The following is a 12,191-nucleotide window of genomic DNA, read 5'->3' on the forward strand; positions in this document are numbered from 1 at the left end:
GCCCTCCCCCATCCCGGACAATAACGCAACCCAGCCAGTCTATTAACCCGGTTCAGTTATGCTGTGATCCGGGAATTCGCCGACCGGTCATGCCGGGCGGCGCGCAAGACCGTCACTTCGGAAAGGTCGATCGATGACGTCACACGTCCAGGACACGTACGGCACCCAGGAGGCCGTCGGACTCGACGAGGAGCTGGCCCTGGAGCGTGCGTACGTCGCGATGTGCCGCGAGGCGATGACCCGCCAGGTGGACGATGCCCAGTACCAGGTGGTCGCGGGCGAGGGCGTGTCGGGCGACGGCGCGAGCGCCGAGGCGCTGGGCCGCTATCTGCGCACCCGGGCACGGCAGATGGCGGAGGAACCCGACAGCCCGCTGTTCTTCGGCCGGCTCGACTTCGAGGACACGGAGGAGGCGGGGGACCACCGGCGGCAGCGGTACTACATCGGCCGCAGGCGGGTCTCGGAGCACCCGGCCGCACCGCCGCTGGTGATCGACTGGCGTGCGCCGGTCTCACGCACCTACTACCAGGCGAGCGCCCTGGAACCGCGCGGAGTCGCGGTGCGGCGGCGCTTCGGCTGGGCGCCCTGGAGCCACGGCGCTCCGGAGGACCTCACCGGACTGGAGGACGAGCACCTCGACCACGCCCGTGACGAGGGCGACGGTGACGCGGCGAGCGCGATCGTCGCGGCCGAAATCGAGCGGCCCAGGCTCGGCCCGATGCGCGACATCGTCGCCACCATCCAGCCGGAACAGGACAACCTGGTCCGCAGCGAACTGAACGAGTCGGTGTGCGTGCAGGGCGCGCCGGGCAGCGGCAAGACCGCCGTGGGTCTGCACCGCGCGGCGTTTCTCCTCTACACGTTCCCGGAGCGGCTGCAGCGCAGCGGTCTGCTGATCATCGGTCCGAACCGCACCTTCCTGCGCTACATCTCCGAGGTGCTGCCGTCGCTGGGCGAGATCGACATCGCCCAGCTCACGGTGGAGGACGTGGTGGCCCGGCACCCGGTCAAGCGGGTGGACGGGGAGGACGTGGGCGTGCTGAAGCACAGCGACCGGATGGCGACCGTCCTGGAGCGGGCTCTGTACGCCCGGGTGAGGCACCCGGAGGAGTCGATCGCCGTCACCGACGGGTCGTACCGCTGGCGGGTCGACTCGTACGACCTGGCCCGCGTCATCGACGAGGTGCGGGGCATGGGGGTGCCGTACGGCGTCGGGCGCGAGCATGTGCGTTCGCGGGTGGTGACGCTGATCCAGCAGCAGGCCGAGCGGCGGGCCGGGCCGAAGAGTGTCACCTGGGCGCGAAAGATCGGCCGTTCGAAGCCGGTGGCCGCACTGCTGGAGGCCGCGTGGCCGGTGGCGCGGCCGGAGGAGGTCGTGGCCGCGCTGCTGAGCGACCCGTCGGTGATGGAGGAGGCGGCGGACGGCGTGTTCGACGCGGCCGAGCAGCGGGCGCTGCTGTGGGCCAAGCCGCCGCGGTCGGAGAAGAGCGCGACCTGGTCGGTCGAGGACATGCTGCTGCTCGACGAGGTCGCGGGGCTCATCGAGCGTCCCGAGGGCTTCGGCCATGTGGTCGTGGACGAGGCCCAGGACCTGTCGCCGATGCAGTGCCGGGCGATCGCCCGTCGCAGCGCGTTCGGGTCCATCACGGTGCTGGGCGACCTGGCCCAGGCGACGGCGCCCTGGTCGGCGCGGTCCTGGCAGGAGCAGTTGACGTATCTGGGCAAGGCGCAGGCCACGGTCGTCCCGCTGACCACCGGCTTCCGTGTCCCGGCGGCGGTGATGGAGCTGGCCAACCGGCTGGTGGGGGCCCTCGGTGTGGATGTGCCGCCGGCCCGTTCGCTGCGCCACGACGGCGAGTTGACGGTCAGCGAGGTCGACGACGCGGCGGCCGCCACGGTGTCCGCGGTGCGTGCGGCGCTCGACCGCGAGGGTTCGGTCGCCGTGATCGCCGCCGACGACGCGGTGGCCGCGACGTCGGCGGCGCTGCGCGAGGCGGGCATCGAGACGGCGACCGCTGATGCGGTCGGAACGGCCGCCCGGGTGACCGTGCTGCCCGCGACGGTCGTCAAGGGTCTGGAGTACGACCATGTCGTGGTGGTGGAGCCGACCGCGATCGTCGAGTCCGAAGCGCGCGGACTCCACCGGCTCTATGTCGTGGTGACGCGTGCGGTGTCCCGGCTGGACGTCCTGCACGCCCGCCCGCTGCCGGAGCCGCTCGTGGCCTGACCGCGCCGATGTGACCGAGATGTGCGGCCCGGGGACTCCCCCGGGCCAATTTTTCTTTACGGCCTTTTGACGAACTCCCCGGAAGAACATTGCCTTTGGATCGGATGTTGGCCGGATTTCCGTTCCCGGCGGTCGCACTTGCGCCAAATCGCTGTGGCGATAGTCACTGACCGTTCCGCGGACTCCCTGAAGTTGGAGGATGGCTGAAGACATACCGAAGCCTCGGGACCATAGGGAGCATCTTGCGGATGTCCATCGTCGGACGGGACATACAACTCACCCAATTGCACGACCTGCTGACCGCACGCGACTGCGGAGCGGGCCAGATCGCCCTGGTCAGTGGCCCTACGGGGGTCGGCAAGACGGCCCTCCTGCATGAATTCACCCAGCGCGCGGCACAATCCGGGTCGCTCGTCCTGAGAGCGGCCTGCTCACCGATGGAACGCTCCAACGCATGGGGCGTCGTCCACCAACTTCTGTGGCAGACAGGACGATTCAAAGGAGCCTCACAGCATGCGAGTGAAACTCTCGCGGCCATCGGCCGCAGCCTCGCGGCGGTCACCCGCGCCCCGGAGAGCGAACTCGACAAGTCGATGGACGAATTCTGCGCGGCCGTAATGGAAATGGCCGACGAACAACCCCTCGTCATTGCCGTGGACGACCTCCACGAGGCGGACCCCGAGTCGCTGGGCTGCCTCGGCCATCTGGCCCGCCGCATGGTCGCCTCGCGCGTCCTGGCGGTGTTCACCGACCGGCCGGGTGCCCTGCCTACGTACTCCGCCGCGCGCGCCGAGTTCGCCCGCCAGCCCGGCTTCCATCAGCTGCGGGTGCCTCCGCTGACCACGGACGACATCCGGCTGCTGCTGTCCGACCGGCTGGGCGTGCCGGTGGACGAGGCCGACGCCGGGGAGTTCCATGCGGCGAGCGGCGGCAGCCCGCTGCTGGCGCAGGCGCTGATCGAGGACACGCGCAACGCCCTGAACGGCACGGAGGCGGCCTCTTCACGGCCGGTCGCCGGGGAGATGTTCGACTCCGCGGTCGCCGACTGTGCGCACCGCGTCAGCGCGCCCGCGGCCGACCTCGCCCGGCATCTGGCGGTGCTGGGACCGGACGCCCTGACGGTGCTGCTCGATCGCAACAGCACCAGTCCGCCCACCCGGCTCTTCCAGGAGCTGACCCAGGCGGGCCTGCTGGCGGGCCCGGGGCTGCGCCATCCGAGGATGCGCACGGTGCTGTGCGGTGAGGTCTCCGCGGAGGAACGGGCCCGGCTGCACGGGCGTGCCGCGGTGCTGCTGCACGACAACGGCGCGCATCCGGCCACGGTGGCCGAGCACATCGTGGTAGCGGGAGGTATCGCGGAATCCTGGGCACCCCCGCTGCTCCGGGAAGCTGCGGCCGACGCGCTCGCCCACGACGATTTCCCCAAGGCGATGCGGCTGTTCGACCTGGCCCACGCCATCTGCCCGGACGGGCCGCTGCGGGCATCGATCCTGTTCCAGCGCACCCTGTCCGCCTGGCAGGTCGACCCGGCCAAGGCCATGCGCCGGCTGCCGGAACTCAAGGAGGCTCTGGAGGCCGGGCATCTGACGGCCGCCTCGGGGGCGATGTCCCTGATCAAGAACCTGGTGTGGCACGGCTATGTGGGCGAGGCCTCGGACGTACTGCGCCTGGTCGAAGGGCAGCTGGCCGACGATCCGGGCGAGCAGGGCACGGAGGAGGTCGGGGCGCTGCAGCAGTGGCTGTCGGTGCTGTGCCCGCCGTTCCACCGGCGCATGTTCGGCGATGTGTCCCTGGATGTCGCCGACGAGATCGCCCCGGCGGCGATCGCCGCGCAGCCGCGCCTGCACGCGGCGACCGCCCTGTCCGTCGTCCTGCGGGGCGGTGAGCCGGAGCCCGCGGTGGTCAGGGCCGCGCATGTGCTGGAGATGTCCAGTCTGACGCCGACGCTGGAGACCATTCCGCTGGCGCTGATGACGCTGTACTACGCCGACCGCACAGAACAGGTCGACGCCTGGTGCACCACGCTCCTGGAGGCGGCCCGGGAGCGGAGCATCCCTACCTGGGACGCTCTGCTGTCCTCGCTGCGGGCGGCGAACCTGATCAGGCTGGGTCGGCTGCTGGAGGCCGAGAAGCACAGCGAACTGGCGCTGTCCCGGATGTCGTCGCAGGGCTGGGGACTCAGCATCGGTATGCCGCTGGCGAGTTCGGTGTTCGCGCTGACCGCGATGGGCCGCTACGACGAGGCGCGGGCCCGGCTGAGCCGGCCGGTGCCCGAGGCGGTGTTCGAGACGCTGTTCGGCCAGCACTACTTGTACGCCCGGGGCCGTTTCCATCTGGCCACGGGGCGTCTTCAGGCGGCTCTCGGTGACTTCCTGGCCTGCGGGAAGGCGCTGGACAGCTGGGGACTGGGCGACACCACGCTCATCCCGTGGCGCACCGGGGTGGCCGAGGCCCGGCTGCGGCTGGGCGAGCCGGACCAGGCCGTCACCTATCTGGGGGAGGAACTGGCCCGGCACAAGGGCTGCCCGAGGGTGCACGGCAACGCCCTGCGGCTGCTGGCCTCGACGATGGAACCCCGGCGGCGACTGCGGGCGCTGCAGGAGGCGGTGGACGAACTCCAGGACTCCGGAAGCGACTTGCTACTGGCACACGCCCTCGGTGATCTGGGCCGCGTCTACCACCTGCTGGGGCAGTCCAACCGGGCCCGGGTGATCGTACGGCGTGCCTATCGGATGGCGAAGAAGTGCCATGCCGAGCCGCTCGCGCAGAACCTGCTGCCCGACGCGGAGCGGGCGGCCGACGGCCGGGCCTGCACGGCCGGGCACGAGGCGTCCGAGCAGGCGCACGACGTGCTGTCGGAGGCCGAACTGCGGGTCGCCGCCCTCGCGGCGGAGGGGCATACCAACCGCGAGATCGCACGCCGGCTGTTCATCACGGTCAGCACGGTCGAGCAGCACATGACGCGTGTCCTGCGCAAGCTCAACCTGTCCCGCCGTGACGAACTGCCGCAGGGGCTGGACTCTATGGGCGGTTCAGCCGTACCGGCAGTGAGTGGAGCCCGCGGATGAGCGTGCTGGTGCGCCAGCGCATGGCGTCGGTGTCGATGGCCAGACGCATGGCGGGGTACGTGTCGAGCAAGGCGCCGAACGCCACCTGCGCCTCCATCCTCGCCAGTGGCGCGCCGAGGCAGTAGTGGATGCCGTGCCCGAAGGCGACATGGCCGCCGGTGGGCCTGCGCACGTCCAGTGTGTGGGGATCGCCGAAGCGCTCCGGGTCCCGGTTGGCGGACGCCAGTGCGAGCAGCACGAAGTCTCCGGCCGGGATCTCGGTGTCGCCGATGCGCAGGTCCTCGGTGGCGCAGCGGAAGGTGGCGTGCTTCAGCGGGCTCTCCAGCCGCAGGAACTCCTCCACGGCGCCGGGCAGCAGGGAGCGGTCCTGGCGCAGCGCCTCCCACTGGTCCAGGTTCCGCATCAGGTGCAGGGTGCCGTTGCCGAGGGTGTTGACGGTGGTCTCGTGGCCGCCGATGAACAACAGGAAGGCCATCGAGACCAGTTCGGTCTCGGTGAGCCGGTCGTCGACGTCGCGGGCTGAGACCAGGGCGGCGAGGACGTCGTCGGTGGGCGTACGGCGCTTGCGCTCGATCAGCTCGCCGAGGTACTCGATCATCGCGGTCGAGGCGGCGGCGGTCGCGGCCGGCGAGTCGCCGGAGACGAGCGCCTTGGACCAGGACTTGAAGTTCTCCTGCTCCTCCAGGGGCACGCCCAGCAGCAGGCAGATCACCCGGATCGGCAGGGGGAACGCGAACGCGTCCAGCAGGTCCACCGTGTCGTCGTCGGGCAGGGCTGTGAGCAGTTCGCCGGTGATCTGCTCGATCTCGGGGCGGAGCTTCTCGATGGCGCGGCTGGTGAAGGCCTTGTTGACCAGCTTGCGCAGCCGGGTGTGGTCCGGCGGGTCCGAGTGCAGCATGTGGGTGGCGAGGGCGGTGGAGAAGGCGCCGCGCTTGTTGCGGTCGGGCTCGTTCTGCGCGAACAGCCGGTCCGTCCTGTTCAGGTCGGTGCTCAGCCGGGGGTCGGCAAGGGCGGAGCGCACCTCCTCGTAACCGGTGATCAGCCAGACCGGCAGGCCGCCGCAGACGGGAACTCCAGGAGGCATCATCACCCGGTGCGCCGAGCCTTCGGCGTTCAGGCGCGTGTACACGGAGTGGGGGTCCTGCATGAACGCGTCGTCGAGTTCCAGCGGGGCTGAATCCTGAATCATGGGCACATCCTCGGAAATGACGGCTACGGGCTGTTCGCGGGTCGCGCTGAGCCTACGTACGCCCCCGCGCCGACGGCGTTGATCCACGGCCGGAAGAGGGGGTGTAGGGGCCTGGTAGGGGCCGCCCGCCGGGTCTGACGGTCAGTCTCGGCGTGCGGCCTGAGCAGCCACCGGGCCGGGGGATGTCGCCCGGTGGCTGCTCGTCTTCGGGGCGGGGTCAGCCGCTGGGCGCCAGATCACCTTCCGCGGTCCGGACCTGTTCGGCGGGGGCCTGTGCGGGCTTGCGCAGATCGATGGTGATCAGCAGGCCGGCGAGGAGCGCGGCGACGCCGGTGATGCCCGCGGCCCACAGGCTCGCGACAGCGTAGCCGTGCACGGTCGCCTCGGTGACGGCCCGTTCGCCGCGGCCGCCGGAGGCGATCCGGTCGGCGGTGACGCCGGTGGCGATCGCGTTGAGGAGCGCCGTGCCGATGGAGCCGCCCAGCTGCTGGGAGGTGCTGACGAAGGCGGACACCACACCGACCTCCTGCGGCGGCACCCGGTAGGTGGCGGCGCTGATGCAGGGCGAGATGACCAGTCCGACGCCGATGCCGAGGAGGATCTGGGTGGGCATCAGGGTGGAGGCGTAGGAGCTGTCGGGGGTGAGCCGGCCGAGGTTCAGCAGGCCCAGCATCGCGATGAGGAGGCCCGGCACCACCAGCATGCGCAGCGGTACGCGGGGCACCAGCCGGGCGGCGATCTGGGTGGAGGTGAGCACCGTCGCCACGGTCGCGGGCAGGATCGCGAGGCCTGTGCGCAGCGGCGAGAAGTCCATCACCACCTGGAGCTGGTAGGTGAGGATCAGGAAGAGGCCGAACAGACTGACCATGGCCAGCGCGATGGTCAGGCTCGCTCCCGCCCGGTTGCGGTCGGCGACCAGCCGCAGAGGCAGCAGCGGGACCGGCCCCTTGGCCTGGGCCAGGCCGAACGCGGCGAGCAGCACCAGTGCGGCGGCGAGGCAGCCGAGGACGCGGGCCGAGGTCCAGCTGTGGGTCGCCGCCTGGTCGAAGGCGTAGACGAGGGAGAGCATCCCGAGGGCGGAGAGCACCGCGCCGGGTACGTCGATCCGCTGGCGGTTGGCGGGCATGGCCGGCAGCAGCAGCCAGGCCCCGGCCACCACGGCCGCGCCGATCGGCACGTTGACGTAGAAGCACCAGCGCCAGTCGAGCCACTCGGTGATCACACCACCGCCGAGCAGTCCGATGGCGCCGCCCGCGCTGGCGACCGAGCTGAAGACGCCGAACGCCTTGGCGCGTTCCCGCGGTTGGGTGAAGGTGGTGGCGAGCATGGCCAGGGTCGAGGGGACGAGCAGCGCGGCGAACACGCCTTGGGCCGCGCGGGCGGCGACGAGCACCTCGGCGTTCGGCGCGGCGCCGCCCACGACCGACGCGACGGCGAAGCCGACGGCCCCGGCCATGAACGCGCGCTTGCGGCCGACGAGATCGCCGACGCGTCCGCCAAGCAACAGCAGCGCGCCGAAGGCGAGGGTGTAGGCGGTCACCACCCACTGCCGGCTCGCGTCCGACATCCCGGTGTCCTGCTGGGCCCAGGGCAGGGCGATGTTCACGATGGTCATGTCCAGCATGACCATCAGCTGGGCCAGGGCGATCACCCCCAGCCCCCACCACCGATAGCGCACCGACCTCTCGGTGGAGGCCGCTGTTGCCTGTGCCATGTCCTGCCCGTCCTTCCGTCACCGCGGGCGGCAGCCCGTCCGTCTTCCGCGGCGGACACTAGAGCAGATTTCTTAACTAAGTCAATTCAGAGACTCGGTTACCTGATTGCCTCGGTAAGCGATGTGTTAGGATGGCCTGGTGAATGCGCCGATGGGCTTGCGGGAGCGCAAGAAACAGCGAACGCGAGAGACGATCTCCGACACGGCGATCACGCTCTTCCTGAAGCACGGGTTCGACCAGGTCTCGGTCGTCGACATCGCGGCGGTCGCCGAGGTCTCCAAACCCACGCTGTTCAAGTACTTCCCCACCAAGGAAGACCTGGTCGTCCACCGCTTCGCCGACCACCAGACGGTGGCCGGCAGCGTCGTGGCCGAGCGGCCGCTCGGGGTGTCCGCGATCGACGCGCTGCACCAGCACTTCCTGGACGGGCTGACGGCCCGGGACCCCATCACGGGGCTCAACGACGACGAGGACGTCCTGGCCTTTCACCATCTCGTGTACTCCACGCCGAGCCTGGTGGCGCGCGTCAGCAAGTACCTGGCCCAGGCCGAGGCCGCGCTGGCCGAGACCTTGGTGGGCGCGCTCGACTCTGACCGCGAGATCACCGCGGCCCTGCTGGCCGGCCAGGTGATCGCCACCGAGCGCATCCTGGCGTCGGTGAACTGGCGGCGCGTCGTCGCGGGACGGTCCGCGGACGAGGTCCACCCCGAGGCGGTCGCCGACGCCGACCACGCCTATGCCCTGCTCCGCCAGGGCCTGGCGGGCGTCGCCCCGCGGGAATAGGAACGACGACGAAGGCGCCGCCTCCGAAGAGGCGGCGCCTTCGTCGTGCTCCCGTCCTACAGCGTGTCAGCCCGTCCCCTGTGCGGGCTGATCCGAACCGTGGCCGGTCTCCTGCCGGGGCAGGTTGTTGTGGCGCTCGATGTAGTCGGCGAGCCGGTCCATGGGGTCCGTGCCGCGCTCCCTGAAGGCCTTCGCCTGAGAGGCCATGTCGGCCGGGGGCTTGTTCTGACCCAGCTTGTACACGCCGTCGATGCGCCCGATCGGGATCTCGAAGCCCTGGATGAGCCGCAGGTACTCGTCGAACAGCGCACTCGCCCGGCGCGGCAGCGACCAGGGCTCCTTCGGCGCGAGCCGGCTCTCCTGGTCCTCGATCAGATCGTCGAGCTGGCGCATGGTGCGCACCTCGTCCAGCAGCCGCGGTCGCCCCGTGACATGCACGGCGGCGTAGGCCCACGTCGGGAAGTGCGGCTGGGAGACGTAGTGGTCGGGCGAGATGTAGGCGCTGGGGCCCAGGAACGCAACCACCACCTCGACATTGCCGGCGAGCGCCTCACAGATCGGGTTGCCCCGCGAGAGATGCCCACGCAGCTTGCCGTAGGGCCAGGCGTGCCGGTCGAGCACGAACGGGATGTGGACGGCGGCGGGCCGGCCCTCCACCGACAGCGCCATCAGGCCCAGCGGGTACTCCTCGATGAGGTCCCACTGCGTCTCCAGGTCCGGTGGCCGGAAGTAGTCGGGGCGGTAGACCATCTGCGCTCTCCTTTCCGTGGCGCCTGATCAGGCGGTGGCGGCGGGCAGCGTGCCGCCGAGCAGCGAGCCGAGGTAACCGAGCACCGCCGCACTGTCCCCCGACGGCGCGGTGAGCCCGACATAGCCGTCCGGGCGGACGAGGACCAGCGTGTCGGCACCGAGTCCGTACGCCGCCGGCCGTTCGCCGAGCAGGCAGGTCCTGAGGTCGTCCGGGGCCCCGGCCGCCACCTCGCGCAGGGCCGTCTCGCAGCCCGCGCCGAAGCCGACCAGCGTGAAGTGCGGTCCGCGGAACACGTCGAACAGCCGCACGAGCTGGCCGGCCATGTCCAGGCACACCGAGTCCGGGGCCCGGTCGCCCGCCTGTACGCCGGTGTCGGTCTCGCCGAGTATCGCGCGGCTCAGCGAACCGGCCCGGTACTCCAGACCGAGCTGCAGCGTCTCCTGGGTCAGACCGGCCTCGGCGCCGCCGATGCCGCCGGTCATCTCCTCGAACACGGCTCTGGTGCTGGCGACGCTGGTGTCCAGCGTCCAGCGCGCCACCGGCAGCCGCTCCTCCTGGTAGGTGTCCAGCAGCTCCGGCGCCGCCCCGGCGAGGACCAGCGCGAGCTTCCAGCCGAGGTTGTAGGCGTCCTGGACACCGGTGTTGGCGCCCAGCGCCCCGAGCACGGGGTGGACATGTGCGGCGTCCCCGGCCAGGAACACCCGGCCCGCCCGCAGCCGGTCGGCCATCCGTACGTTGATCCGCGAGGTCGACAGCCAGGTCGCGCCATGCACCCGGATCGGCATCCCGGTGGCCCGGTCGACGGCCCGCTGAAGGGCCTGAACCGACGGCTCCATGGGCCGGCCCTCCGCGTCCGCGGGAGGCGTGGCCTGGATCTGCCAGGAGCGCGTACCGCTGAGGGGGCACAGCATGACCACACCGAGGTCGAGGTCCAGCCACTTGTACCAGGCGTCCGGAGCCAGCCCGTCGATCTGGACGTCCCCGACGATCAGCTGCTTCTCCTCCTCGGTGAACCCCTCGAAGGAGATGCCGAGTTGCTTGCGGACCAGACTGCGGCCGCCGTCAGCGCCGACGAGATAGGCGGCCGACAGCTGTTCGGCGCCCTGCGCGGTCGCCAGGGTGGCCGTCACCCGGTCCATATCCGTCTGCTCGAACTCGACCAGCTCGGTGCCCAGTTCCACGGCAACCCCGTACTCGGCGAGCCGCTCCCGCAGGATCTCCTCGACCCGCGACTGCGGCATGAAGTGCAGCCGGCGGAACGGCTCGCCCTGGGTGGGCGCGTTGTCGAGGTACGGGATGGTCTCGTTGATCAGCCGGTCACGGCGGTAGCGCCGGAACGGCAGCCGCTGCGTACCGGACGCCAGAACCTTGTCGATGACCCCGAGGTCGTAGAACACCTCCAGGGTGCGCGGCTGGATACCGGCCTTGCCGCGCGAGGCGGTCGTGAAGCTCTCCTCCTTGTCGATGATCCGCACCGGTACGCCCCGGCGGGCCAGCTCCAGTCCGAGGGTCAGCCCGGTCGGCCCGGCCCCGCTGATCAGCACGCTGACGCTGTCCATACAACCCCGTCAATCCTCGTCGGTCGGGCGATTGCCCAGGTCGGAGCTGCACGCTACGGAGCAGGCGAGACTCCGGCTAACCCCTAGCGATCCCCTACGGCCAGGTGATCCCGCCGCCCGACGCCCGTCGCCGTGGGTAGGGGTTCCGAGGCTGGAGACGGGGTGAAGCCACGGACACGGCACCCTGGTCGTTGCCTGCTCGGTCTCCTGCAGGTGGGGCTGACCAAGTGCGCGGAAGCGTTGGACGGCGGCAAGGGCGTGGGGAGATACACGCTCAACACACTGGGCCGCCGACTCGCCGAGAACCGACTGGGGCCAGCCTTCACCCGAGCCGTCGATCAAGTCACCGAGCGACTCGTCGCCTCGGCCCATCGCGCGTCAGGCCAAGCGCCCCGCTCAGTGCCGACTACACGCCTTGTGCCAATTGAAAGCCTCGTCGCACAGGTGTGACCGGGACAGCGACGTCGGCCGCTGGGACAACAACGCATCCCACTCCGCGACCCGCAAGGGCCGCTCCTCGGTGGGCTACGGTCCCCTCTCGTCACGGAGCCACGGGCCCAGGCTGGGGCGGGTCACGGGATCCGTGGCGCCGGAGACCTCCCAGTCGTCCGCCCAGCCGATGATGTGGGCCCCGACGGAGGCGGCGGCAGTGAGCACGTTCTCGCGCTGGCGCTCAGGCGAAGACGTCGCCAGCTTCACGCGCGACAGCCGCCGCACTCCGAGCAGGCACTTGCCGCATCCGTCGTAGGGTCGTTCGATCGCGCTGAGGCCCATACCGCGCATTTCTTCTCTCCGTTCGAGCGCGCATCGTACGGAGAATCGGCGGCCACGCCCCGCTGAACGATCTTGGTCAGCCGAGGAAGCTCAGCCGCACCTGACGGTCCGGGTTGTCCCGGTTC

Annotated in this window: 8 protein-coding genes; 3 read left to right on the forward strand and 5 right to left on the reverse strand. The window is 70.7% G+C overall.

Features of this window, described 5'->3' with window-relative positions; translation table 11 throughout:
- Positions 1–133: 133 nt before the first annotated feature.
- Positions 134–2,227 carry a HelD family protein gene (locus ACQ9ZG_RS02825; protein WP_499279818.1) on the forward strand — a complete coding sequence of 698 codons (2,094 nt, stop codon included), beginning with the start codon at positions 134–136 and terminating at the stop codon, positions 2,225–2,227.
- A gap of 248 nt (positions 2,228–2,475) precedes the next feature.
- Positions 2,476–5,295 (forward strand): helix-turn-helix transcriptional regulator, encoded by a 2,820-nt coding sequence (locus tag ACQ9ZG_RS02830; RefSeq protein WP_109916495.1) that lies wholly within the window; start codon positions 2,476–2,478, stop codon positions 5,293–5,295.
- Here the strand turns inward: ACQ9ZG_RS02830 and ACQ9ZG_RS02835 are convergent.
- Together ACQ9ZG_RS02835 and ACQ9ZG_RS02840 are read right to left on the reverse strand one after the other, a co-directional pair.
- The gene (locus ACQ9ZG_RS02835) at positions 5,249–6,484 is read right to left on the reverse strand and encodes a cytochrome P450 family protein (protein WP_109916496.1); all 1,236 of its coding nucleotides are present in this window, start codon (positions 6,482–6,484) and stop codon (positions 5,249–5,251) included. The two genes, ACQ9ZG_RS02830 and ACQ9ZG_RS02835, sit on opposite strands and share 47 nt — an antisense overlap.
- A 217-nt stretch (positions 6,485–6,701) precedes the next feature.
- The gene (locus tag ACQ9ZG_RS02840) at positions 6,702–8,198 is read right to left on the reverse strand and encodes an MFS transporter (protein ID WP_109916497.1); all 1,497 of its coding nucleotides are present in this window, start codon (positions 8,196–8,198) and stop codon (positions 6,702–6,704) included.
- A gap of 139 nt (positions 8,199–8,337) precedes the next feature.
- Here ACQ9ZG_RS02840 and ACQ9ZG_RS02845 point away from each other — a divergent pair, with 139 nt between their 5' ends.
- A complete protein-coding gene (locus ACQ9ZG_RS02845; protein WP_258312284.1) occupies positions 8,338–8,982 on the forward strand; it encodes a TetR family transcriptional regulator in 645 nt (214 codons plus the stop codon).
- Between the two features lie 66 nt (positions 8,983–9,048).
- Here the strand turns inward: ACQ9ZG_RS02845 and ACQ9ZG_RS02850 are convergent, their stop codons facing one another.
- From ACQ9ZG_RS02850 to ACQ9ZG_RS02860, 3 genes are all read right to left on the reverse strand, one after another.
- Positions 9,049–9,732: an FMN-binding negative transcriptional regulator gene (locus ACQ9ZG_RS02850; RefSeq protein ID WP_109916499.1), complete on the reverse strand. Its 684-nt coding sequence runs from the start codon at positions 9,730–9,732 to the stop codon at positions 9,049–9,051.
- 27 nt (positions 9,733–9,759) lie between these two features.
- Positions 9,760–11,292: an FAD-dependent monooxygenase gene (locus ACQ9ZG_RS02855; RefSeq protein ID WP_109916500.1), complete on the reverse strand. Its 1,533-nt coding sequence runs from the start codon at positions 11,290–11,292 to the stop codon at positions 9,760–9,762.
- A gap of 525 nt (positions 11,293–11,817) precedes the next feature.
- On the reverse strand, positions 11,818–11,991 hold the full coding sequence (locus tag ACQ9ZG_RS02860; protein ID WP_258312285.1) for a recombinase family protein: 174 nt from the start codon (positions 11,989–11,991) through the stop codon (positions 11,818–11,820).
- Positions 11,992–12,191: the final 200 nt, after the last annotated feature.

Origin of the sequence: Streptomyces araujoniae, from assembly GCF_050871195.1 — a bacterium.
Classification (GTDB): domain Bacteria; phylum Actinomycetota; class Actinomycetes; order Streptomycetales; family Streptomycetaceae; genus Streptomyces; species Streptomyces bacillaris.

Excerpts from the sequence above, each read along its gene's own strand:
- ACQ9ZG_RS02825 (WP_499279818.1), top strand. The coding sequence starts at position 134 with ATGACGTCACACGTCCAGGACACGTACGGCACCCAGGAGGCCGTCGGA.
- ACQ9ZG_RS02830 (WP_109916495.1), top strand. The coding sequence starts at position 2,476 with ATGTCCATCGTCGGACGGGACATACAACTCACCCAATTGCACGACCTG.
- ACQ9ZG_RS02835 (WP_109916496.1), bottom strand. The coding sequence starts at position 6,484 with ATGATTCAGGATTCAGCCCCGCTGGAACTCGACGACGCGTTCATGCAG.
- ACQ9ZG_RS02840 (WP_109916497.1), bottom strand. The coding sequence starts at position 8,198 with ATGGCACAGGCAACAGCGGCCTCCACCGAGAGGTCGGTGCGCTATCGG.
- ACQ9ZG_RS02850 (WP_109916499.1), bottom strand. The coding sequence starts at position 9,732 with ATGGTCTACCGCCCCGACTACTTCCGGCCACCGGACCTGGAGACGCAG.
- ACQ9ZG_RS02855 (WP_109916500.1), bottom strand. The coding sequence starts at position 11,292 with ATGGACAGCGTCAGCGTGCTGATCAGCGGGGCCGGGCCGACCGGGCTG.